This is a genomic window from Lactobacillus sp. S2-2 (genome assembly GCF_021698855.1).
Lineage (GTDB): Bacteria > Bacillota > Bacilli > Lactobacillales > Lactobacillaceae > Fructilactobacillus.
This window is the reverse complement of the sequence record NZ_WWFA01000001.1, coordinates 15,330-37,651: the sequence shown is the minus strand read 5'-3', so window position 1 is coordinate 37,651 and position 22,322 is coordinate 15,330. Positions and strand designations below refer to the sequence as shown.

Below are 22,322 nucleotides of genomic sequence, written 5' to 3'. Positions count from 1 at the left end.
TTTTATTATTTATTCATGAATATTTAAAACATCCTCTAATGGCATTCTATTTCCATAAATTTGATTAATTGGATGACTATCATCTTGGTATCCTAATCCAATTCCAATAATAAATTTACGCCCATTTACATTTAAGTGTTCTCTTAATTTATCTGCATATTTTACAAATTCAAATGCTGGAATTGAATCAATTCCCTTTTCTTTGGCTGCTAAAATAATTGTTTCTGCAAATGATCCAGTATCGTATAATGACCATTCATTATAACCATCAGGTAAAGTTAAATAAACAACAGCTGGAGCATTAAATAATTTATTTCCTTGTTCACTTTTTAATTCTTTTACTTTTTCTCCAACATTTTCAATGTCCAATTCACCTTTTATTTTCATATTATTTTGTGAATCAATGTCCCAATCTTTAGCTGAAACAAATGAAATATCAGATTTAGTGTGTAAATTAGGATTTTGATTAATTTCTCCATGTTCCTTACGGATTATTTCCAATGTATTTCCAGTTGCAATGTCTACTCGCACTGGTTGGGAATTAACCCAAGATGGTGACATTTGTGCTAGTTTAATAATTTCTTTTAAATCATCAATTGAAACTTTTTTATCAGTAAAAGCACGTGTTGATTTTCTATTTTTCATTAATTCATTAAATTCTATTTTACATTCCTCCATATCTCTCATTAACAAATATTAACATATGATTTAAAAATTCTAAAAAACGTTATTTATCATTCGTAATTTGGCTTATATAATAAATAATTTCAAATTAATGTTTGACTTTTACTTTTTGAAATGATTTAATTAGTTCAACAAATAAATGAAAGGAAATAACTCAAATGATTAATTTAAATACAAAATTGAATAATTGGTATTATAGCTATTACTTCTTTAACTAGAGCATTCGTAAAAAGACACGAATGCTCATCAAAGCATTCGTGTCTAAGAAGCAAGAGCTAATTAATCATGCCGACTAGATACTTTAATGAATCTAGTTGGTGTAAGAGTTTATTTCAAATAATTGATAAATTTTTCCCATTTTCAAAGCCAACTAGATTTTAATTATCTAGTTGGCTTTTTTTATTCAAAAAGGAGAATAATTTATGAATACATTAAAAATTCAAAGCAAAAGCAGACTTAAAATTAGTCTCTTTGTAAATTACCTGATTCATGGAATTGCATTAACAATTTTGGCACAAAATATTACTCAACTTAGTGAAATTTGGCAAAAACCATTGGTTACAGCTACATATGTTTTATCTGGTACTGGAATTGGGCGATTAATTGCTTACATTATTTTAGGTTACTTATCAGATAAAATTGGACGAAAAAATATTTTAATTTTTGGAATGACTTCTTACTTAATCTTTTTTATCGCTACACCAATCAACCAAAGCATCACAATTGCTTACTTTCTTGCTATTCTTGCTGGAATTTCCAATTCAGCTCTTGACTCTGCTACTTATCCTATTTTTTCTGATTTAAAGAATGATAACTCAGGAAGTACTAATTCAATTTTAATTAAATCTTGCATGTCAATTGGTGAATTCATTCTTCCACTATTCGTTGTAAGTCTTCATAGTACCAATCAATGGTTCGGATGGAGTTTCATCATCCCTGCCACAATTTTATTAATTAATTTAATTAATATTTCAATGATTAAATTTCCTAATAAAAACGTTGTTGAAGAAAATGAAGAGCTTCATCAAACACAACTTTCAAAAGCAAAAAGAATTGCTTTAACTATTCTATTTATCATTTTCGGTTACACTTCAATGGCTTTAATGCTTAGTTTTATCCAATGGATTACTCTCTTCGCTAGTAACGTTCTTCATTACAATATGTGGATATCTCATCTTTTATTATCAGCATACAGTTTAGGTTCCATTGCAGGATCAATTAGTATGTTTTTTATATTAAAGAAACCAATAAATCGTAAAAACTTAATGCTTTTAATTAACGTTGTTGCAGGAATCATGATTACTGGAATCTTTTTAATTCATAATCCGATAATTTCAATAATTTGTTCTTTTGGCTTTGGATTCACCGCAGCCAGCGGTGTAATGCAAATGGGATTAGAAGAATTATTAACTAATTTCATCAAAAGAAAAGGATTAATGACCGGAATTTTCTTTATGGCAGGAAGCATTGCATCATTTACTGTTCCTATCATAACTGGAAAATTAACTTCAATTAATTTAAATGCCGTTATGTTATTTGCACTAATTATTAATTTAATTAGTATTATCGTTATTTTAATTGCTAATTTTATTAAAACTGATTCACCAAATGAACTAATCGAAGCTAGACAAAATATTAATCAAATCGATCAAAAGCTAGCAAAATTAATTAATCAAAGATTTGAAGAAGTACAAAAAGTCAATAATTACAAGCAAGAGAATAATTTACCTATTTTAGATGAAACAAGAGAAAATGATGTTTTAAAAAGTTTACACAATAAATTTAAAAATTCTAAATTCAATCTTTATTCAGAAAATATTTTTAAAAATATAATGTCAGAATCGAAAAAATTTCAAAAAAATAATCAAAATTAAAGGAGAATTACAATGATAAATTACTTAACTGCAGGAGAATCACATGGACCAGAACTATCTGGAATTTTAACTGGAATACCAGCTGGATTAACTTTAGATATTGATAAAATTAACGAAATGCTTAGTAAAAGACAAGGCGGTTACGGTCGTGGAAATCGTCAACAAATTGAACATGATGAAATAATCATAACTGGAGGAGTTCGACATCAAAAAACTTTAGGCTCTCCAATTGCATTAACTGTAAAAAATCGAGATCATGCCCATTGGAATAAAATTATGGACCCCTACTCTGCAGAAACTAAAGAAAATACTCTTAGACAAGTTACAAGACCACGTCCTGGACATGCTGATTTAATTGGTGGAATGAAATACAATCATAAAGATCTACGTAATGTTTTAGAAAGATCATCAGCAAGAGAAACTGCTATGCGAGTAGCAATCGGTGCAATTTGTAAACAACTTTTAAATCAACTTGGCATTTCTATTTCTGGATATGTAGAACAAATTGGTTCAATTAATGCTGATGAATCAAATCCTATTGATACTAAAGAAATCGAACAATTAATCGATAAAAACGATTTAAGAATTGTTAATCAAAACAAAGTCGCAGAAATTCATGACTTAATCGATAAAACTAAAAAAAATGGTGATACATTAGGTGGAATTATTAGAGTAGTCGCTAATAACGTTCCTGCTGGTCTTGGAAGTTACACTAGCTGGGATACAAAATTAGATGCAAAAATTGCAGGTGCAGTTGTCGGAGTAAATGCGATGAAAGGTGTTGAAATTGGTGATGGATTTGATGCAGCCACATCAATGGGCAGTAATGTAATGGATGAAATTGATTGGAATCAAGAAACAGGATTTTCTAGAAATTCAGATCACCTTGGAGGATTTGAAGGTGGTATGACTAACGGAATGCCAATCATTGTTAAAGCAGCTATGAAGCCAATTCCAACATTATACCGTCCATTACAAAGTGCTGATATTAATACCAAAGAAGTAAAAAAAGCAAACGTTGAAAGATCTGATACAACAGCGATTGTTCCAGCGTCAATTGTTATTGAATCAGTCGTTGCAATTGAATTAGCTAAAGCAATTACTGAAACCTTTGATGGTAGTAATCTTAAACGTTTAGAAGAACAAATTGATAATTACAAAAAAGAATTTAAAGAATTCTAGAAAGGAATATCATGAAAAAATTAATTAATAGTTTAAATTCAGGATTAAATGGTGAATTATTGATCCCTGGTGATAAAAGTATTTCTCATCGTTCAATTATGCTAGGTTCAATTGCAAATGGTGAAACTACTATCAAAAATTTTTTAATGTCTGATGATTGTATTTCAACAATTAATGCTTTTAAAGATATGGGCGTCGAAATAGAACAAAATGAAAATAATATTATCGTCCATGGAGTTGGTTTTCATGGTCTAAAAAAACCAAACAAAGATTTAGATATGGGTAATTCAGGAACTTCAACTAGACTAATGATGGGTTTATTAGCTGGTCAAAATTTTGATTCTAATTTAATTGGTGATAATTCACTATCAAAACGTCCAATGAAGCGAATATCTACACCTTTAGAACAAATGGGAGCACAAATTAAACTAAACGAAAATACATTACCCGCTATCATTCATGGAAAATCATTAAATGAAATTGACTATACTCTTCCAATAGCAAGTGCTCAAGTCAAAAGTGCAATTATCTTAGCTGCTATTCAAGCAAAAAATAAAAGCACTATTAAAGAACCAATTAAAACTAGAAATCATACTGAATTAATGTTAAATACTTTTTCTCCTAATACTATTATTACAGAAGAAAATACAATTACGATTAATCCAGTAACTCAATTAATTGGTCAAAATATCAATGTTCCTGGAGATATATCTTCAGCAGCCTTCTTTTTAGTTGCCGGAGCAATTACCAAAAATTCAAATATTACACTTAAAAATATTGGCATCAATCAAACAAGAACTGGAATTTTAAAAGTTTTAAATTTAATGGGGGCTAATTATACTTTATTAAATCAAAATTTAGATGGTGAACCAACTGCTGATATTAATATCAAAAGCTCATCTCTAAAACCAATTAATTTAACCGAACAAGATATTCCAATGATGATTGATGAACTACCTTTAGTTGGCTTACTAGCCGCTTGTGCCAATGGAGTTAGTAAAATCACTGGTGCTAAAGAATTAAGATTTAAAGAAACTGATCGAATTAAAACTTTAGTCCAAGAATTTAAAAAGTTAGGTATTTCAATTACAGAATTAGAAGATGGATTTATTATTGATGGTTCAAAAAATTGGAATCCTACTGATTTATTACTAGATAGTCATGGAGACCATCGAATTGGAATGACAATGGCGATTGCAGCTTTATTAATAAAAGATTCAACTACCTTAAAAGATTCTGAAAGCATTAATATTTCCTATCCAACCTTTTTTAATGATTTAAATAAATTAATTAAAACAAGTTAGGAGAATAATAATGACAAAAATATTAATTAGTGGCTTAGGCTTAATTGGTAGTTCAATCGCTAGAATAATGCAAAGTAGCCATGAAGAAACCTTTATTATGGGATCTGATCCAAATAAGGAAAACATTGATTTCATGTTAGAAAAAGGTTTTATCAACAAAAAAGTTAATTTTAAATTAGCAGCTCCAAAAGCTGACTTAATTGTATTGGCAGCTCCAGTATCAGTAATTAATCAACAAATCAAAACACTAGAAAAAATCGATTTAAAAAGAGGTGTTCTAATTACTGATGTTGGTAGCACTAAAGTTGACATCATGCAGACAGCAAAAAATTTAATGTTAAAAAAACACTGTTCATTTATGGGCGGTCACCCAATGGCAGGATCACATTTAACCGGTAGTAAAGCAGGTAAAATAACCTTATTTAATAATGCATACTACTTTTTAATTAATGGAAATCAAACTGAAGGACAAACTAATCACTTTAAAAAATTAATGAAATTTAGTAATGTCAATTTTTTAAATTTTAATGCTCAACAACATGATCAAGTTGTCAGTGAAATTAGTCACCTTCCTCATATCATGGCTGCAGGATTAGTTAATATGGTTAATGATGATTTAAGTAATCAAGATGTTAGTTTAGATATTGTTGCTGGTGGATTTAAAAGTGTAACTCGGATTGCTAAATCAGACCCCACCGTGTGGACAAATATTTCATTAAGCAATAAGAATTTATTATTACAACAAATTGATAAAATGTGTGAAAATCTTAATCATTTCAAAAAATTATTAGATACAAATAATCAAGATGAAATTTTTCAAACATTTTTAAAAGCACAGAATAGCCGTAAATCATTAGATTAAAAGGAAGTGATAATATGCAATTAGTTTTAATTGGATTTATGAGCAGTGGAAAAACTACAATTGGAAGCAAATTAGCAGAAAAAATGAACCTTCCTTTTTACGATTTAGACCAAGTAATTGAAGAACAAATTCATATGACAATTCCTGAATACTTTAAAAAATATGATGAAAATCAATTTAGACAAATTGAAAATAAAATTTTCAAACAAATATTAAATAGTTCATCTGGAATTATTTCCACAGGTGGTGGAACTATTGAAGATATTGAAAATATAAATCTTCTAAATAATTCAAATACCCAAATCATTTTTCTTGATATTTCTGATAAAACCATTCAAAGAAGATTAGAAAATGATACAAATCGCCCGTTAGTTAAAGAACTAGGAATTTCTGGATTAATTAATTTAAAACATCAAAGAAATAAAAAATATGAACAATTAAGTAATATGAAAATAATGACTGATGATTTTTCAATCAGTGGTACACTTGAACAAATTGAAAATAATTTAAGGAGACAACAATTATGGATTTAGTAAATAAAATGAATGAAACAATCAAAGCAACCAAACAAAATCCGATTATCGCATTTAACCAAAAAATTGCAGCAATTCCTGATATGGTTTCTCTAACACTTGGTGAACCTGATTTTATGACTCCAGAACATATCAAACAGGCTGCCATTGATGCTATTAATAATAATGAAAGTCATTATACAGATATGCGTGGTATCGAAGCATTAAGAAAAAGTGTCGCTAATTTTCTACATAGAAAATATAATCTTAACTATGATTTTGAAAATGAAATTCTAATAACAACTGGTGTATCTGAAGGATTACATGCAACTTTATCGGCAATCTTAAATCCAGGTGATACAGTTTTACTACCTGCTCCTCTATTTTCTTTATATATGTTAGATATTACGATGACTGGTGCAAAACCTGTTCTAATTGATACAACTGATACTGATTTTAAATTAACTCCAGATAAATTAACTAAAGCAATCCAAGATAACCAAGAAACAGTAAAAGCGATTATTCTTAACTATCCTAATAATCCAACTGGAGTTACTTATAATCGAAATGAATTAGCAAAATTTGCAGAAATAATTTCAAAACATGAAATCTTTTGTATTAGTGATGAGATTTATAGTGAATTAACCTATGATAATTCACATGTTTCAATGGGCGAATTACTTCCAGAACAAACAATTGTCTTAAATGGTGTTTCAAAAGCATTTGCAATGACTGGTTATCGCATTGGAATTATTGCTGGTCCAAAAAATATTATCCAAAAAATTAATATTACTCACACGATGTCCACTGCTTCTGCTAATACAGTTGCACAATTTGCATCAGTGGATGCATTTGATAACAGTGATCAAGATGTAATTGATATGAAAAATGAATATCAAAAAAGAAGAGATTACTTAACAACTAATTTACAAAAAATTGGTTTTGAATCAGCAACTCCAAAAGGTGCTTTCTATTTATTTATAAAAATACCTAAACAGTTTACCCAAAATAGTTTTGAATTTGCATATGAACTTGCTACTAAAGCAAAAATTGGAACAATTCCAGGAGCTGCATTCAGTGAATTTGGTGATGGATACTTAAGAATAAGCTATGCAGCATCAATGGAAGATTTAAAACTAGCAGTTAATCGATTAAAATCATTTATGAAAAAATAAAAAGCTTCTTTTAAAAAGAAACTTTTTTATTTTTCAATAATTTGATAAGATAATAATACAAATATTTTGGGGTGCTTCGGCTGAGATTATACCCATTAACTTGATCCAGATAATGCTGGCGAAAGGAAAATTAATTAAGGTCGTTTTTTGTCTTAAATAATTTCAACCGTTATCTAATAAATCTAGGTAGCGGTTTTCTTTTCACCCAAATTAGGGAGGAAAAAATGAATAAAAATTCAAGAAAATTAACTTTTTTAGCACTAATGATTGCGTTTAACTTTATCTTCACATCCATTTTTAGAATTGAAGGAATGGCTCCAATATCTAGTTTTATGAATATTTTGGCAGGAATTATTATGGGACCATTATATGCATTCTATATGGCATTAACTACTGGACTACTTAGGATTTTCATTTTAGGAGCACCACCATTTGCTCTTACAGGTGCTGTTTTCGGTGCAATATTAGTTGGACTTTTGTTTAAAATTAATCATAAAAATTATATGGCAATGACTGGTGAATTCATTGGCACTGGAATCATTGGTGCAATTGCTTCTTATCCACTATTAATACTTTATACTGGAACTAATTCCAAATTATTTTGGTTAATGTTTATTCCAAAATTCTGTGGCGCAGCTATCATTGGAATTATTATATCTATTATAGTTTTAGCTAAATTACAAAAAACAAATATCTTTAAAACTATCACTTCATATTTTAAATAATCTGATATACACACCAAATTATTTTCGGTTCATATCTTTTAATAATTTCAAAATCGGATTGCTTTATTTGATTTGATTCAGTAACGATGGCATATTCCAATTCATTATTTGAAAATTTTTCTAGAGCAATACTTTTACTATTAGTAAATTCTCTTTTTAAATTAATTGCTGTTTCAGATTCAAAATTATTTAAAAATGGTTCAGTTGCTCGATGTAATCCAATTTTTTGATTTTTAATTTGCTTATTTTTGATTAAAATCATCGGCTTTGTATCTAATACAAAAGTATCATATATGTTTAATTGATCAAGATATTGATAATGATAAGTTGCCCAATCAAAATAACGATCACGATACATTGTTGGAACCAAAAATAAATCGTTTTTATAATTAGATAAATTATTATAAATTTCTTCAAATGAATTATGCATAACTAGTTTTATATCTGAAATACTTTTATCTTTCCAATAAAGATATGCACAATAACTATCAGTTGTATTTGGTCCCAAAGTATGCAATTTCATATAAATCTCCTATGTAGTAAACCCATAAGTTAAAATCTTATGGGTTTTTATTTAAGCTTTAATATAATGCTATTTTTTATAAACATCAACCATATCAAATAATCCATCTGGTGAAGGACGATAATTTTTTACATCACTTCGCATTAATGCAGCAATTTTATTTTGATATAAGGGAACTACTCCTTGTTCTTTAGTTAAAATATGTTGTTGTTTCAACAAATCATTCCAACGTTTTTGATAATTATTTGCATCTGTAATACTACTTAATTTTTGTAATTTATCATACTCTTTATTTGACCACTTACCAGTATTCATTGAGTTGTTAGTTGTAAATAAATCTAAAGTAGTACTTGGATCTGGATAATCAGGAATCCATCCCCATAAAATCAAATCAAAATCTCCACTATTACCTTTTTGAAGACGATTTTTGAATGGAACATTAGAAACATTAACTTTTAGCCCATCTAAATTTGAAGTTAAAACTGATTGTAAATATTCAGAAATCTTTTTTGAAGAATCTTGATCATCAGTAACTAAGCTTATTGATGGATTTTTTATATTGGTTTCCTTTAATCCTTCCTTCCATAATTTCTTTGCAAGTTTAGGATTATATTTTGTATATTTTAAATCATTAACTGAAGATTTTTCTTGTTTAAAATCTTTATTAGTCTTTTTATTAAAAATTGTTTGACTTGGAACAACACTTGAAGCAGCCTTCACAGTATTACCCAAAATATTATTAGCTAATTGATTACGATTAATTGAATGGGAAATCGCTTGTCTAATTTTTTCATTTTTAAATAATGGATTATCTTTTTGATTTAATTGTAAATAATACATCGCTTGTGATGGATCGGTCACAAAATCCTTTTTATTTTTTAATTGTAATGCTGTATCTCCACTCAAATCACTGTAACGATCAATTTTATGAGTATTATAAAGGTTAATCCCTGTATTTGGATCTTTAACAACATTATATTTTAAGGTATTTAATTTTACTTGCTTTTCATTCCAATAATTGTTGTTTTTAACTTCTTTCCAAGAAGTATCTCCAACCTTCCAATTAATCAGTTTAAAGGGTCCATTGTAAACAACATTTTCACTATTAGTTCCATATTGATCACCAGCTTTTTTAACTGCTTTTTTATTCAATGGTAAGAATCTTGAACTAACGATTAATTCATTAAAATAACTAATAGGATGTTCTAGATTTACTTCCAACGTGTAATCATCCAATGCTTTAACACCTAATTTATCTGGATTCATTTTACCAGAACTTATTTTATCAGCGTTTTTAATTCCACTATATGCATATGAAAATGATGACCCAGTTTTTGGATTAACAATTCTTCTCCAAGCATATACAAAATCAGATGCTGTCACTGGATCTCCATTTGACCATTTTGATTTTCTTAAATTGAAAATATATTTTTTCCCATTATTTGTTGGCTTAGCGATTTCTTTTGCAACTCCAGGAATAACTTTATTCCCATTGAAACGATAGAGACCTTCCATTGTGTTTTTTAATTGTTGTGAACCAATTATCGTTGAATTCAATGATGAATCCATTGTTGAAATGACATCTTTAGCGTTAGTAGCAAAGGTTTTATTATCTGTATTTTTAATATCAGTTTTATTTGTACCACAGGCACTAAGCCCTATAATAATCATTCCAACTCCAAATAACAATAAAATTTTTCTTTTTAATTTCATTAACTAATACTCTCCTATTTATGTATTAAATAAAAATAAAAAAGGGCCCTCTATTCAGAACTAATAAAAGCACTGAATAGAGAGCCCTCCTCTCTACATTACTAATCTATTTTAATTAATAAAACAGTTAGCCGTGTTGAAAAGAGTTACCACCTATATCAGCGCTAACCAAACAACACATACAAATTAATTTAATATTTACTGACATAGTTGATAACTCCCTTTCATTTTTAATTTTATTTAATATACCATTTTAAAACTTTTTATTCAACTTTATTTATAACACATTTAATTAAAATATCTGTAACTTTTTCCATTGCTTCTATACTTGTAAATTCAAATTTCCCATGTGCATTTTCTCCACCATTAGTTAAATTAGGTGTTGGTAGTCCTTTTAAAGTTATTTTTGATCCATCTGTTCCACCTCTGAAAGGCTCAATTATCGGACTAACATTTTCAGATTTGCATGCTTCTTCTAAAAATTCAACAACACTTAAATCTTTTTTTATAATTGGAGCCATATTATAATATTGATCTTTAATTATTATATCGACCCTTTTAGCTCCATATTTCTCATTTAATTCTTTTGCTACTGATTTAATTTTTTCTTTTCTATCTAAAAAATTGTTTTCATCAAAATCTCTTATTATATAAGATAAATTTGCACTATCTATATTTGCATTAAAATCAGTTAAAAAGAAAAAGCCTTCTCTTCCACTTGTTAAATCAGGTCTATCCTTACTTGGAATTTTATTATGAAAATCAATTCCTAGCTGTATAGCACTAACTAATAAACCTTTAGCTGAAGATGGATGAACACTAGATCCATTAATATTAATCTTTGCTTCTGCAGCATTGAAAGTTTCATATTGAATATGACCAACTGGACCGACATCTAAAGTATAAGCATAATCAGCACCAAAATCTTTTACATTAAATTTATCAGCGCCTCTTCCAATTTCTTCATCTGGACCAAATGCAATCATAATATCACCATGTTTAATATTTTTATTATCTTTAAAATACTCTAACATTGAAAGTATTTCAGCAATTCCTGATTTATCATCTGCTCCAAGTAGAGTATTTCCATCAGTAGTAATCAAAGTATGATTTTTATAATTAAGTAAGTTTGGAAACTCTTTTGGATCTAATACAATTTCTTCATTTTGGTTTAAAGTAATTTTATTTCCTTGATATTTTTCATGTATTTGTGGACAAACATTTTCTGCATTAAAATCAGCAGTATCTACGTGTGCAATAAATCCTACTTTAGAAACATTATTTATATCTAAATTATTTTCTAATTTTGCAAATAAGAAACTTCCATCACTAAAGTGAACATTCGATAAATTTAAATCTTTTAATTTTTTATACAATAATTTTAAAATTCTTGTTTGTCCTACTGTAGTTGGAATTGAGATAGATTTAAAATCAGACCTTAAATTTATTTTTACAAGTTCCAAAAAATTATTAAGTAAATTGTTATATTTCATTAAGTAAAACCTCACATATCTAAAATTTTACATCCCAGGCAGTTATCTGTGATTTCCCATAATATTTTTTCATTAGTCTTTTTGTCTTATCAGTTTGATATGCTTTGACAAATTCTTTATTTAATTTATTATCTTTATCTTTTTTATTAGCAGCAATTATATTAACCCACTTCTCTGAAAGTTTATTTAAAGGTTCAACATATATTGCACTATTAGGACTAAGACCAGCACTTTGAGCATAATTACCATTTATATTTGCTGCATCAACACTTGATAAACTATTAACTGTTTGACTTGCATCTACTTCTTTAATTTTCAAATTTTTAGGATTATTTATAATATCTTTAGTAGTTGGAAATTCAACATTTTTCTTAACTTTTATTAAACCAGCACTTTGTAAAATATTTAATGCTCTAGCCTCATTGGTACTATCATTTGGAATCACAATTGTTCCACCATCTTTAATATCATTTAAATGTTTAATTTTCTTAGAATATATTCTTCCTTGTCCTATCATAGTCTTTCCAATTGGAACAATATTTGTATGACTTGCTTTATTATATTGTCTCAAAAATTCATAATGTTGAAATGCATTAACATTAATCTCTCCCTGACTTAATGCTCGATTTGGTTGACTATAATCAGTGAATTTTTTATATTCTACCTTTAACCCATATTTTTCTTTAGCAGTTTTAGCTACAGAATCCCAAATTATTTGATCTTGCTTGGAACCAGTCATTATTCCTACTTTAATAGTTTTAGATCCATTTGATGAATTAGAAGAAAAAAAACTAAAATATCCGATTACAAAAATAACTAATAAAACTAAAACACCTATTACCCATTTAAATTTTTTACTCATTATCTTATCCTCCATAAATTATGTATTTTTTATTATTAACAAAAAAAGCATTCATCCTGTAAAGGACGAATGCTTTCGTGGTACCACCTTAATTTATAGTAAAAACTACCTTGGTAGATTGCTCATATAAAATGAATAATCTTGCAATTATAACGTTAGCAACTACGTCAATGATTAATTTTTAAAATAAATTCATCAGTGATTAGCTCCAAATCCATCTTCCAAATATTTATCTCATTCTTTCTCACCAACCAAGAACTCTCTGACAGATATCTAAATGTACTCAATTTTTCAGCCTTTTTAAATATTAAGTTAATAATTGTTAATAACAATATAGCTTAAATATCATATTGTCAAGAAATTTTTTAATAATTTTAAACTTTCATATATTGACAAATTTTAATTAACCCGTATAATCATCAACAATATAAAAAAGGAGAAATACTATGATAAAAAATAAATGGATAAATGCTAATAACATTTTAATCATTAACATCTTAATTTCATTATTAGTCTTATTGATTAGGTAGTGGATATTAAGATGATTTTTTAGCATAACTTTTTCTAAATCACATTTAATATCCACTAAAATAACTTCTACGGTGGATATTAAAAAGGGACTCCCGTAGATTATATCTATTGAGAGTCCCTTTTTGATTAGAGGTGAAATTGTTTTTTAATTTTTAATAATTGGAGGGAAAATACTATGCTTAATAAAGAAATCATTGATGAAGAAAGTAAAAATCTTGCACCAGCTTCGAGAATTAAATTTTTTAATATGGTTATAAAAAAAGGTAAAGGTGCCAATCTATACGATATAGAAGATAATCACTATATTGATTTTTTATCTAGTGCTTCATCTACTAATACCGGACATTCACATCCAAAAGTAGTCAAAGCTATTCAAAAACAAGCAGAAAAATTAATTCAATACACACCCGCTTACTTTGCAAATGAAGTGGAAACAAAATTAGCCTCTAAACTAAACTCTATTTCCCCCATTAAAGGAAATACAAAATTAGCTTGGGGGAATTCTGGTTCAGATGCAAATGATGCAATCATCAAATTTGCTCGTGCTTATACCCAAAGACAATACATAATTACCTTTACCGGAGCATATCATGGATCAACTTATGGATCTATTTCACTTTCTGGAGTTAGTTTAAATATGACTAGAAAAATTGGTCCTTTACTACCAGGTGTAATTAAAATTCCATTTCCAAGTCCATGGAATAAATATCCTAATGAGACTGAAGATCAATTCAGTGATCGTATGTTTGAACAATTCAAAATTCCATTTGATACTTATTTACCTGCTGATGAAACAGCTTTAATTGAAATTGAGGCCATTCAAGGAGATGGAGGATTTTGTAAAGTTCCAGAAAGATATATGAATAAAATATTTAATTTTGCAAAGGAACATGGTATTTTATTTGCAATCGACGAAGTTAATCAAGGACTAGGTAGAACTGGTAAAATGTGGTCAATTGATCACTTCCCACAAGTAAATCCAGATATGATTGCTGTTGGAAAATCATTAGCATCTGGATTACCATTAAGTGCAGTTATTGGAAAATCTGATATTATTGATGCACTTGATGCACCGGGAAATGTTTATACAACAGCCGGAAATCCAATTTCCGCAGCAGCAGCTAACGCAACTTTAGATGTGATTGAAAATGAACAATTAGTTAAGCGAAGTCATGATTTAGGCATTAAAGCATCAGCCTTTTTTCATCAGCTTCAAAATGAATTTCCATTTATAGGTGATGTTCGCATTTATGGATTAAATGGCGGTATTGATATTATCAATCCACAAACTAATCAACCAGACTCAAACATTGCATCTTTATTGATATCTAGAATGTTTGAACTAGGATTATTAATGATTACAGTTAGAGGAAACATTCTAAGATTTCAACCACCATTAGTAATTAGTAATAACGAACTAATTCAAGGATATGATATTATAGAAAGAGTAATGCTAGAGTTTCAAGACGAAAAAATAAAAATAACTGAAGATATGAAACATATCGGATGGTAAAAGGGGTATTATATATGAACAAAATATTCAAGATTATGAATGAAAAAGCAGATTTTAATTCATTCAAAAAAAATGATGCAAATCTTGAAAGAACAATGACTGTAAAAGATTTCTTAGCATTGGGAATCGGTACAATCTTATCAACTTCTATTTTTACATTACCAGGTTTAGTAGCAGCAAAGCACGCTGGACCAGCTGTAATTATTTCTTATATTATTGCAGCGATTGTTGCTGGATTAGTAGCAATGAATTATGCAGAGATGGCTTCATCGTTACCATTTGCCGGATCTGCTTATTCTTGGATTAGTGTTGTATTTGGTAAATTTTGGGGTTGGATTGTTGGATGGTCTCTAATAGCAGAATATTTGATTGCTGTCGCATTCGTTGGTGCAGGTATATCATCTAATTTTCAAGGATTAATTTCTCCACTAGGATTAAAAATCCCTAATATGTTAGCACATCCAATGGGAAATAATGGTGGCTTAATTGACATTACTGCTGTTATTGTAATTGGGTTTGTTGCATTTCTACTATTTAGAGGTGATAAAAACTCATCAAAATTTGCTAATATCTTAGTACTTCTAAAACTTGCAGCAATCGTTGTTTTTGTAGTTGTTGGTGCAACTGCCATCAAAACTCAGAATTATACTCCATTTATTCCAAAACCAAGTACTAATCCTGATGGTAGTGCTTTTGGTGGATGGAAAGGTATCTATGCTGGAGTTTCAATGATTTTCTTATCATACATTGGATTCGACTCAATCGCTGCAAACTCTGCTGAAGCAAAAAACCCCGAAAAAACTATGCCTCGTGGAATTATTGGTTCATTAGTTATTGGTACTATGTTCTTCATTGCAGTATCACTAGTATTAGTTGGTATGTTTAAATATACTGCTTATAATGGTAACGCCGAACCAGTTGGTTGGGCTCTTAGACAACAAGGACATGTAATTATTGCTAGTGTTGTTCAAGCAATATCAGTAATTGGAATGCTAGCTGCATTAATTGCCATGATGATGGCGGCCTCACGTTTAATTTATTCATTTGGACGTGACAATATGCTTCCAAAAGCAATCAGTAAGTTAAACAGTAAAAAAGTTCCAAGTGTATCATTATGGTTAATTACCATTTCTGGAATCATAATGGGAGCAATTTTCCCATTCGATTTCTTAGCACAATTAATTTCCGCTGGTACATTAATTGCATTTATGATGGTTTCACTCGCAATGTATCCACTTAGAAAAAGAGAAGGAAAAGATTTACCTGTTCCTGCATTTAAAGCTCCTTTCTTTCCTATTTTCCCAGCACTTGGTTTTCTTGGTTCACTAACCGTTTTTCTTGGGTTAGATATTCAAGCAAAAATATATTCTGCTGTTTGGTTAATTATTGGAATTATTATTTATTTTGCTTACGGTATGAAACATTCTAAAAAATAATCATAAAAATAGCACTTAGAGATAATCTCTAAGTGCTATTTTATTAAATTAAGTTTTTAATATTGGTTTTTAAAAGATACTTTTTCAATCTTAAACCTTCACCTTTTGAAATAATAATATTACGGTTCAAGAAAGACACTGAATAACAGTCTTTTCCTTCGTAATTAAATTTCTTAATTGATGCAACTTGATTTAAACTGAGTGAAGTATATTTTCCGTTCATTTCTTTAAATTCCATAACTAATACTCCCTTCTTATGAGTTAACTCATTCTAACACGTATTAGTTACTTATCAAGTTACTTATTTAAAACTTAATATATTAATAAATTTATATTTTTACACGATTTAAGAATAACGAACTTAAAACAACCGAAATAGAACTAAAAGCCATTGCAAGACCTGCTAATTCAGGACTCAAGCTCAATCCAATAAAGCTAAAAATTCCAGCAGCAATTGGAATTCCAATTGCATTATAAATAAATGACCAGAATAGATTTAATTTAATTCGACCAAAAGTTTTTCTACCTAATCGAAGTGATCTAACAACATCCATTAAATCATTTTTAATTAATACAATTTCACCAGATTCAATTGCAATGTCAGAACCAGAACCCATTGCAATTCCTAAGTCTGCAGTTTCAAGAGCTGGAGCATCATTAATTCCATCTCCAACGAATGCCACACGATTATCCGATTGTAATTCTTTAATTTTTTCTGCTTTTTCACCTGGTAATACTTCTGAAATAACTTCATCAATTCCAACTTCTTTAGCAACTGAATTAGCTACTAATTGATTATCACCTGTAATCATTACTGTTTTCATTTTCATTTTTTTAAGTTCAGCAATAGCAGCTTTAGAGGTTGGCTTAATTACATCTTTAATTGCAATTAAGCCAGTAACTGAATCATTCATTCCTACAACAACCACTGTTTTAGCTTCACTTTCTAGTTGATGAAGCTTTTCTTTTAATTCATCAGAAATTCTTTTATCTTCAATTAACTTCAAATTTCCCACGAAAATATCTTGATTTCTAATTTTTCCAATGATTCCTTTACCTTCAATTGCGTTAAAACTTTGAACTTCATCTAATTCAACTCTCATATCTTTGGCCTTATCCATTACTGCTTTAGCTAAAGGATGTTCAGAGTTGTTTTCTAAGGAAGCAGCTTGTTTTAAAATAATCTTTTGATCACCAATTACATCAGTAACTTCTGGATTACCAGCTGTAATTGTTCCTGTTTTATCAAAAACAACTGTTCTAATTTGGTTAGCAATTTCAATTGCTTCACCATTTTTAATTAAGATTCCTTTTTTAGATCCAACACCAGTTCCAACCATTAAAGCTGTTGGTGTAGCTAATCCAAGTGCACATGGACATGCAATAATAATTACTGAAACTGCATATAGTAATGAAGAAACAAAATCATTACCAATAAAAACATACCAAACTAAGAAAGTAATAATTGCAGCAATTAAAACAACGGGAACGAAAATACTTGAAATCTTATCAACTGTTTTTTGAACAGGAGCACTACTATTTTGTGCTTTAGAAACCATTTCTACAATTTGTGATAACATCGTATAATTTCCAACTTTAGTAGCTTTGTATTTAAAGCTACCTGTTTTATTCATTGTAGATCCAGTTACTTGATCACCAACTACTTTATTAACTGGCATACTTTCACCAGTTAACATTGATTCATCAATGGTTGATTGTCCTTCAATTATTTCTCCATCAACCGGTAACTTTTGTCCTGGTTTTACAATTAAAACATCATTAATTTTAACTTCAGATAGAGGAACTTCAACCACTTCATTGTTTCTAATTACATTAGCAACATCAGCTTGTAATTGCATTAATTTACTAATAGAATCTGATGCACGATTTCTCATTTTTTCTTCAAATACTTGCCCCAATGTGATAAAAACAATCACAAAAGCTGCAACTTCAAAGAAAACTGATTGATGATTTAACATTGCATAAATACTATATACATAGGCAGTTTTAGTTCCAACTGCAATTAAAGTATCCATATTTGCAAAATGATTATTAAAAGAAGCCCATGCACTCTTTAAAAATGGACCTGCAGCAAATATCATAACTAAAGTTGTTAAGATAAAATCAGTAAAGGATCCACCCGGAAGCATAAAATGATTAATTGGCATTAAAATCATCTGTAATAACATTGGTAAAGATAGAATCAATGCTATATAAAATCTTTTGGTCATACTCATTATCAAATACCTACTTTCATATTAGATTTAACTATCCTTTACTTAACAACAATTTTTCCACGAAACATTTGCATCCCACATGTAAATTCATATTCTCCAGCTGCTTCTGGAGTAATATCAACAGAAACTGTTTCATTTAATGGTAATTCTTCTTTCACATCAAAATCTGGAATCAATACTTCTGATAAGCAACCTGATGGATCTTTACGATTAAAATTAATAGTTGTTGGTACACCTTTTTTTAATTTAAGTTTATTTGGTTTATATCCACCATCGACATTTACTGTTACAACTTGTTCTTTATTATTTTTTAACATTTTTAAAATCCTCACTTTATTATTTAATATTTTTTATTTAACAATTATCTTTCCATGGAACATATTCATTCCACAAGCAAAACCATATTCACCTGCTTTATCAGGATTTAAATTAACTGAAACTGTTTCATTTAATGGCAAATCTTTTTCAATTCCAAAATCAGATAAAACAACAGAATCTAAACAACTTGATGCATCTTTACGATTAAAATTAATTGTCGCTGGTACACCCTTTTTCAAAACAACTTTTCCAGGTTTATATCCACCATTTACTTCAATTGTCACTGATTGCTGATTATTTTCATTTTTAGCAACCACTTCTGATTCAGTCCGTGGAGCAAAAAACCACCATAAAATGAACAAAATCAAAATAATTCCAATTAATAACACTAATAATTTAGTCATAATTACCTCTCCTTATTTAAAATTACAATTGTAAATTTAATATGAATTATTATATATCTTAAATTTACAATTGTAAACAATAAAGTTATAAAAAAAGACGATTTATTCGTCTTGATCTCATTCTCTTTTTAAAAGAGACCATTGATTTTCATCATGAAACCCGTCGCTAAGCAATTCTTGATCTCTAAAAGTACCATCTAAATGAAAGCCAGCTTTTTTTGCAACTTGATTACTTTTATCATTATCAATTACTGCATTAATTATAATTTTGTTCAAATTATACTCTATAAATCCAATTTTACACATTGCATTTAAAGAACGAGCCATAATTCCTTGATGTTCAAATATAGGTGACAGCCAATATCCAATATCAGCAATTCGATTTTTTTTATCAATATTATTAAAGCTAATTGTTCCAACTGCCTTATCATGATATTTAATAATTACGTTTAAAGAAATATTTCGACTAAAGTTAATTAGTTGCATTCACATAACTTTCATTTCATCTTGATAAGAAAGCATATTATCAACCCATGGTAAATATTTCTTAAGTGATTCTCGATTATCATTGATAACATCGAATAATTCGTAACTATCAACTTCTGGATTTGGTAATGATAATTTAATCTCATTATCAACCGTATAATCAAACATGATTTTCACCTTCGTCTCGGTGCCATCTCTTATTTATTTTATTTTCACCATATGTAAATAAATCTTCTGGATTTAAATCATATTTACGACAGATGATAAATACTTGATCCATTACATCAGATAATTCTTCTTTTAAATTATCCATTTTATCTACTTCAGTTAGTGTAGCTTCACCTGGATGATGTCTACCTAATTCAATAGCTCGAATTGCTCTAGATAATTCACCAACTTCTTCAATCAAAAAGTTCATTCTAATTTCTGAAGAAAGTTTATACCATCCTCGTTCTTCATAAAAATCTTGTAACCAATCAATATGTTTATTTATCTCCATCACTAAATTCCTCTTTTAATTTATTTTTTGTAAACTCACATAAAATAACTGCTTGATTATGCCTTTCATCTTTTGCTCCATATAATAAAACAACATCTTTTACTTTTGACATATTATAAACTAATTGTAAAAAGTCGTCCAAATTAGGATTATTTCTTAATTCTTCTTCATATTTTAATTTAAATTCTGGAAACTTAGCTGGTTCGTGATTAAACCATTTTCTTAATTCATTTGTTGGAGCAATATCTTTAGTCCAATCATCTAATCGAGCCTTTACTTTAGAAATTCCTCTAGGCCAGATTCGATCAGTTAAAATTCGATATTCATTTAAATCTTCATCTTTTTCATAAATTCTTTCAATTCTAATCATAAAAAAACTCCTAACTGAATTTATTAAATTAATTATCCCACATTAATTTAAATTCTAAAAAGATATGTATAAAAAAACAGATGAATTTAATCATCTGTTTTAGTTTTACTTTTCTATAATAACTAATGATTTAATTGCATCATGATTTCGCATTGCTTGATAAGCATCATCAATTTCAGATAAATTAAAACGTTTAGTAAATACTTTTCCTGGGTTGATTTGACCATCTAAAACAGCCTTTAATAATTCCTTTTTATCATAAGTACTTACTGAAGCAGGACCACCTGCAATAGAAACATTCTTGTAAAATGTTTGAGCCATATCAGTATCTGCATCATGAGGTAATCCTACACGACCAACGGTTGCACCAGGACGAGCAACTTTGATTGCTGTTTCATTAGATAATCCAGTCCCTACACATTCTAGAACAGCATCTGCACCAACATTATGAGTTAATTCCATAACCTTTTCAACTGCTTCATCACCACGTTCTGAAACAATATCAGTTGCTCCAAATTCAATTGCCATATTTTGACGATCTTCATGACGACTCATTGCAATAATTTGTTTAGCTCCTCGCATTTTAGCAGCAATTACACCACACAAACCAACTGCACCATCCCCAACTACAACAACTGTATCACCTTTTTGTACACGAGCAGTTCTTGCTGCGTGATATCCAGTTGCCATTACATCAGATAAAGTTAATAAAGAATTTAACATTACATCAGAGTAATCTTCAGGTTTACCTGGAACTTTAATTAAAGACCATTGTGCATGTTGGAATCTAATGTATTGTCCTTGGAACCCATCACTAAAATTATCAGCATGATTTTGACAACTTCCATCATAACCAGCAAGACATGCAGCACAATGTCCACATCCATGAACAAATGGTGCAATTACAAAATCACCTGGTTTAACTGTTGTGATATCTGATCCAACTTCTTCAATAATTCCAATTGCTTCATGACCACTGTTAATTGAATTATGAGGTTTATTATCATCACCACGATATCCCCAAAGATCTGATCCACAAACACAAGCACGAATAACTCTAATTACTACGTCATCATTAGCTTGAATTGTTGGCTTTTCAACATCTTGTACTTCAACTTTTCCTGGTTCTACAAACATTGTTGTTTTCATGTGTAAATTCCCCTTTATTTATTAATATGTTGATACTATAATACTTAAAGTTAAGGTTAAGTCAAACGAAATGAGGTAACTTATGAAGATTTCTGAAATTGCTGAAAAAACAAGTTTAACTGAGGTAACAATTAGATATTATGAAAAAGCAGGACTAATTCCTCCAATTCCAAGAAAAAGTGGGATTCGTAATTATTCTAATCAAGACCTAGGTTGGATAGAATTCATTAAATGTATGCGCGAAGCTGGTCTTCCTGTAAAATCATTATTAGAATACACAAATTTATTTAGAGAAAAATTTGATACAAAAGCAGAAAGAAGAGAAATATTAACAGAACAATTAACTGAATTAAAAAATCAATCTGAAATTATCAATAACACAATTAATCACTTAGAAAATAAAATCCAAGCCTATGATGATGGACTAATTAATTAAAATATGTAAATAAAAAAAGCTTAGTAAATAACTA

At 28.9% G+C, this 22,322-nt stretch carries 24 protein-coding genes, 1 riboswitch and 1 other annotated feature; of the genes, 10 read left to right on the top strand and 14 right to left on the bottom strand.

Annotated features, from left to right (window positions below):
• Positions 1-9 precede the first annotated feature (9 nt).
• On the bottom strand, positions 10-645 hold the full coding sequence (locus GSH19_RS00205; RefSeq protein WP_237025901.1) for a nitroreductase family protein: 636 nt from the start codon (positions 643-645) through the stop codon (positions 10-12).
• A gap of 461 nt (positions 646-1,106) precedes the next feature.
• On the opposite strand from GSH19_RS00205, the gene GSH19_RS00200 reads away from it, so the two are divergent.
• From GSH19_RS00200 to thiW, 7 genes are all read left to right on the top strand, one after another.
• Complete coding sequence (locus GSH19_RS00200) at positions 1,107-2,558, top strand: MFS transporter (RefSeq protein WP_237025900.1); 1,452 nt, start codon at positions 1,107-1,109, stop codon at positions 2,556-2,558.
• A gap of 12 nt (positions 2,559-2,570) precedes the next feature.
• Positions 2,571-3,740 carry a chorismate synthase gene (aroC, locus tag GSH19_RS00195; RefSeq protein WP_237025899.1) on the top strand — a complete coding sequence of 390 codons (1,170 nt, stop codon included), beginning with the start codon at positions 2,571-2,573 and terminating at the stop codon, positions 3,738-3,740.
• Positions 3,741-3,751: 11 nt separating this feature from the next.
• Entirely contained in the window at positions 3,752-5,044 is a 1,293-nt protein-coding gene (gene aroA, locus GSH19_RS00190) for a 3-phosphoshikimate 1-carboxyvinyltransferase (RefSeq protein WP_237025898.1), read from the top strand.
• A 10-nt stretch (positions 5,045-5,054) separates the two neighbouring features.
• Positions 5,055-5,906, top strand: a complete 852-nt coding sequence (locus GSH19_RS00185) for a prephenate dehydrogenase/arogenate dehydrogenase family protein (protein ID WP_237025897.1) — start codon at positions 5,055-5,057, stop codon at positions 5,904-5,906.
• Positions 5,907-5,920: 14 nt separating this feature from the next.
• A complete protein-coding gene (locus GSH19_RS00180; protein ID WP_237025896.1) occupies positions 5,921-6,439 on the top strand; it encodes a shikimate kinase in 519 nt (172 codons plus the stop codon).
• Positions 6,430-7,593, top strand: coding sequence for an aminotransferase class I/II-fold pyridoxal phosphate-dependent enzyme (locus GSH19_RS00175; RefSeq protein ID WP_237025895.1), 1,164 nt, complete (start codon positions 6,430-6,432; stop codon positions 7,591-7,593). Before GSH19_RS00180 ends, GSH19_RS00175 begins: the two co-directional genes overlap by 10 nt.
• A gap of 57 nt (positions 7,594-7,650) precedes the next feature.
• Positions 7,651-7,737, top strand: a riboswitch (TPP riboswitch).
• 80 nt (positions 7,738-7,817) lie between these two features.
• Positions 7,818-8,318: an energy coupling factor transporter S component ThiW gene (gene thiW, locus GSH19_RS00170; RefSeq protein WP_237025894.1), complete on the top strand. Its 501-nt coding sequence runs from the start codon at positions 7,818-7,820 to the stop codon at positions 8,316-8,318.
• Here thiW and GSH19_RS00165 read toward each other — a convergent pair.
• The 4 genes from GSH19_RS00165 to GSH19_RS00150 form a co-directional block, all read right to left on the bottom strand.
• Positions 8,311-8,841 carry a hypothetical protein gene (locus GSH19_RS00165; protein ID WP_237025893.1) on the bottom strand — a complete coding sequence of 177 codons (531 nt, stop codon included), beginning with the start codon at positions 8,839-8,841 and terminating at the stop codon, positions 8,311-8,313. The genes thiW and GSH19_RS00165 overlap by 8 nt on opposite strands.
• Positions 8,842-8,910: 69 nt before the next feature.
• Positions 8,911-10,554 carry a peptide ABC transporter substrate-binding protein gene (locus GSH19_RS00160; RefSeq protein WP_237025892.1) on the bottom strand — a complete coding sequence of 548 codons (1,644 nt, stop codon included), beginning with the start codon at positions 10,552-10,554 and terminating at the stop codon, positions 8,911-8,913.
• Positions 10,555-10,817: 263 nt separating this feature from the next.
• The gene (gene pepT / locus GSH19_RS00155; RefSeq protein WP_237025891.1) at positions 10,818-12,047 is read right to left on the bottom strand and encodes a peptidase T; all 1,230 of its coding nucleotides are present in this window, start codon (positions 12,045-12,047) and stop codon (positions 10,818-10,820) included.
• Between the two features lie 19 nt (positions 12,048-12,066).
• Positions 12,067-12,909 carry a MetQ/NlpA family ABC transporter substrate-binding protein gene (locus GSH19_RS00150; protein WP_237025890.1) on the bottom strand — a complete coding sequence of 281 codons (843 nt, stop codon included), beginning with the start codon at positions 12,907-12,909 and terminating at the stop codon, positions 12,067-12,069.
• Positions 12,910-12,967: 58 nt separating this feature from the next.
• Positions 12,968-13,211 (bottom strand) — a binding site (T-box leader).
• Between the two features lie 404 nt (positions 13,212-13,615).
• Here GSH19_RS00150 and GSH19_RS00145 point away from each other — a divergent pair.
• Both GSH19_RS00145 and GSH19_RS00140 read left to right on the top strand, forming a co-directional pair.
• Positions 13,616-14,953: an aspartate aminotransferase family protein gene (locus tag GSH19_RS00145; RefSeq protein ID WP_237025889.1), complete on the top strand. Its 1,338-nt coding sequence runs from the start codon at positions 13,616-13,618 to the stop codon at positions 14,951-14,953.
• Positions 14,954-14,967: 14 nt separating this feature from the next.
• The gene (locus tag GSH19_RS00140; RefSeq protein ID WP_237025888.1) at positions 14,968-16,389 is read left to right on the top strand and encodes an APC family permease; all 1,422 of its coding nucleotides are present in this window, start codon (positions 14,968-14,970) and stop codon (positions 16,387-16,389) included.
• Between the two features lie 43 nt (positions 16,390-16,432).
• Here GSH19_RS00140 and GSH19_RS00135 read toward each other — a convergent pair whose 3' ends face one another.
• The 9 genes from GSH19_RS00135 to GSH19_RS00095 form a co-directional block, all read right to left on the bottom strand.
• On the bottom strand, positions 16,433-16,627 hold the full coding sequence (locus GSH19_RS00135; protein WP_237025887.1) for a hypothetical protein: 195 nt from the start codon (positions 16,625-16,627) through the stop codon (positions 16,433-16,435).
• A gap of 91 nt (positions 16,628-16,718) precedes the next feature.
• Positions 16,719-18,626, bottom strand: a complete 1,908-nt coding sequence (locus GSH19_RS00130) for a copper-translocating P-type ATPase (protein WP_237025886.1) — start codon at positions 18,624-18,626, stop codon at positions 16,719-16,721.
• Between the two features lie 38 nt (positions 18,627-18,664).
• The gene (locus GSH19_RS00125; protein WP_237025885.1) at positions 18,665-18,943 is read right to left on the bottom strand and encodes a cupredoxin domain-containing protein; all 279 of its coding nucleotides are present in this window, start codon (positions 18,941-18,943) and stop codon (positions 18,665-18,667) included.
• A 33-nt stretch (positions 18,944-18,976) separates the two neighbouring features.
• A complete protein-coding gene (locus tag GSH19_RS00120) occupies positions 18,977-19,351 on the bottom strand; it encodes a cupredoxin domain-containing protein (protein WP_237026122.1) in 375 nt (124 codons plus the stop codon).
• A 114-nt stretch (positions 19,352-19,465) separates the two neighbouring features.
• On the bottom strand, positions 19,466-19,834 hold the full coding sequence (locus tag GSH19_RS00115; protein ID WP_237025884.1) for a GNAT family N-acetyltransferase: 369 nt from the start codon (positions 19,832-19,834) through the stop codon (positions 19,466-19,468).
• Positions 19,835-20,002, bottom strand: coding sequence for a hypothetical protein (locus tag GSH19_RS00110; RefSeq protein ID WP_237025883.1), 168 nt, complete (start codon positions 20,000-20,002; stop codon positions 19,835-19,837).
• Positions 19,995-20,333, bottom strand: a complete 339-nt coding sequence (locus GSH19_RS00105; protein ID WP_237025882.1) for a MazG-like family protein — start codon at positions 20,331-20,333, stop codon at positions 19,995-19,997. Before GSH19_RS00105 ends, GSH19_RS00110 begins: the two co-directional genes overlap by 8 nt.
• On the bottom strand, positions 20,320-20,703 hold the full coding sequence (locus tag GSH19_RS00100; protein ID WP_237025881.1) for a DUF488 domain-containing protein: 384 nt from the start codon (positions 20,701-20,703) through the stop codon (positions 20,320-20,322). The genes GSH19_RS00105 and GSH19_RS00100 overlap by 14 nt, the downstream gene beginning before the upstream one ends.
• 105 nt (positions 20,704-20,808) lie before the next feature.
• The gene (locus GSH19_RS00095; RefSeq protein WP_237025880.1) at positions 20,809-21,852 is read right to left on the bottom strand and encodes a zinc-binding dehydrogenase; all 1,044 of its coding nucleotides are present in this window, start codon (positions 21,850-21,852) and stop codon (positions 20,809-20,811) included.
• Between the two features lie 82 nt (positions 21,853-21,934).
• On the opposite strand from GSH19_RS00095, the gene GSH19_RS00090 reads away from it, so the two are divergent.
• Positions 21,935-22,288, top strand: a complete 354-nt coding sequence (locus GSH19_RS00090; RefSeq protein ID WP_237025879.1) for a MerR family transcriptional regulator — start codon at positions 21,935-21,937, stop codon at positions 22,286-22,288.
• The last annotated feature ends 34 nt before the right edge of the window (positions 22,289-22,322 follow it).

Excerpts from the sequence above, each read along its gene's own strand:
- thiW (WP_237025894.1), top strand. The coding sequence starts at position 7,818 with ATGAATAAAAATTCAAGAAAATTAACTTTTTTAGCACTAATGATTGCG.
- GSH19_RS00200 (WP_237025900.1), top strand. The coding sequence starts at position 1,107 with ATGAATACATTAAAAATTCAAAGCAAAAGCAGACTTAAAATTAGTCTC.
- pepT (WP_237025891.1), bottom strand. The coding sequence starts at position 12,047 with ATGAAATATAACAATTTACTTAATAATTTTTTGGAACTTGTAAAAATA.
- GSH19_RS00130 (WP_237025886.1), bottom strand. The coding sequence starts at position 18,626 with ATGAGTATGACCAAAAGATTTTATATAGCATTGATTCTATCTTTACCA.
- GSH19_RS00145 (WP_237025889.1), top strand. The coding sequence starts at position 13,616 with ATGCTTAATAAAGAAATCATTGATGAAGAAAGTAAAAATCTTGCACCA.
- GSH19_RS00205 (WP_237025901.1), bottom strand. The coding sequence starts at position 645 with ATGAAAAATAGAAAATCAACACGTGCTTTTACTGATAAAAAAGTTTCA.
- GSH19_RS00095 (WP_237025880.1), bottom strand. The coding sequence starts at position 21,852 with ATGAAAACAACAATGTTTGTAGAACCAGGAAAAGTTGAAGTACAAGAT.
- GSH19_RS00180 (WP_237025896.1), top strand. The coding sequence starts at position 5,921 with ATGCAATTAGTTTTAATTGGATTTATGAGCAGTGGAAAAACTACAATT.
- GSH19_RS00090 (WP_237025879.1), top strand. The coding sequence starts at position 21,935 with ATGAAGATTTCTGAAATTGCTGAAAAAACAAGTTTAACTGAGGTAACA.
- GSH19_RS00160 (WP_237025892.1), bottom strand. The coding sequence starts at position 10,554 with ATGAAATTAAAAAGAAAAATTTTATTGTTATTTGGAGTTGGAATGATT.
- GSH19_RS00110 (WP_237025883.1), bottom strand. The coding sequence starts at position 20,002 with ATGTTTGATTATACGGTTGATAATGAGATTAAATTATCATTACCAAAT.
- GSH19_RS00150 (WP_237025890.1), bottom strand. The coding sequence starts at position 12,909 with ATGAGTAAAAAATTTAAATGGGTAATAGGTGTTTTAGTTTTATTAGTT.
- GSH19_RS00185 (WP_237025897.1), top strand. The coding sequence starts at position 5,055 with ATGACAAAAATATTAATTAGTGGCTTAGGCTTAATTGGTAGTTCAATC.
- GSH19_RS00100 (WP_237025881.1), bottom strand. The coding sequence starts at position 20,703 with ATGATTAGAATTGAAAGAATTTATGAAAAAGATGAAGATTTAAATGAA.
- aroC (WP_237025899.1), top strand. The coding sequence starts at position 2,571 with ATGATAAATTACTTAACTGCAGGAGAATCACATGGACCAGAACTATCT.
- GSH19_RS00105 (WP_237025882.1), bottom strand. The coding sequence starts at position 20,333 with ATGGAGATAAATAAACATATTGATTGGTTACAAGATTTTTATGAAGAA.
- GSH19_RS00125 (WP_237025885.1), bottom strand. The coding sequence starts at position 18,943 with ATGTTAAAAAATAATAAAGAACAAGTTGTAACAGTAAATGTCGATGGT.
- GSH19_RS00175 (WP_237025895.1), top strand. The coding sequence starts at position 6,430 with ATGGATTTAGTAAATAAAATGAATGAAACAATCAAAGCAACCAAACAA.
- aroA (WP_237025898.1), top strand. The coding sequence starts at position 3,752 with ATGAAAAAATTAATTAATAGTTTAAATTCAGGATTAAATGGTGAATTA.
- GSH19_RS00135 (WP_237025887.1), bottom strand. The coding sequence starts at position 16,627 with ATGGAATTTAAAGAAATGAACGGAAAATATACTTCACTCAGTTTAAAT.
- GSH19_RS00165 (WP_237025893.1), bottom strand. The coding sequence starts at position 8,841 with ATGAAATTGCATACTTTGGGACCAAATACAACTGATAGTTATTGTGCA.
- GSH19_RS00115 (WP_237025884.1), bottom strand. The coding sequence starts at position 19,834 with ATGCAACTAATTAACTTTAGTCGAAATATTTCTTTAAACGTAATTATT.
- GSH19_RS00140 (WP_237025888.1), top strand. The coding sequence starts at position 14,968 with ATGAACAAAATATTCAAGATTATGAATGAAAAAGCAGATTTTAATTCA.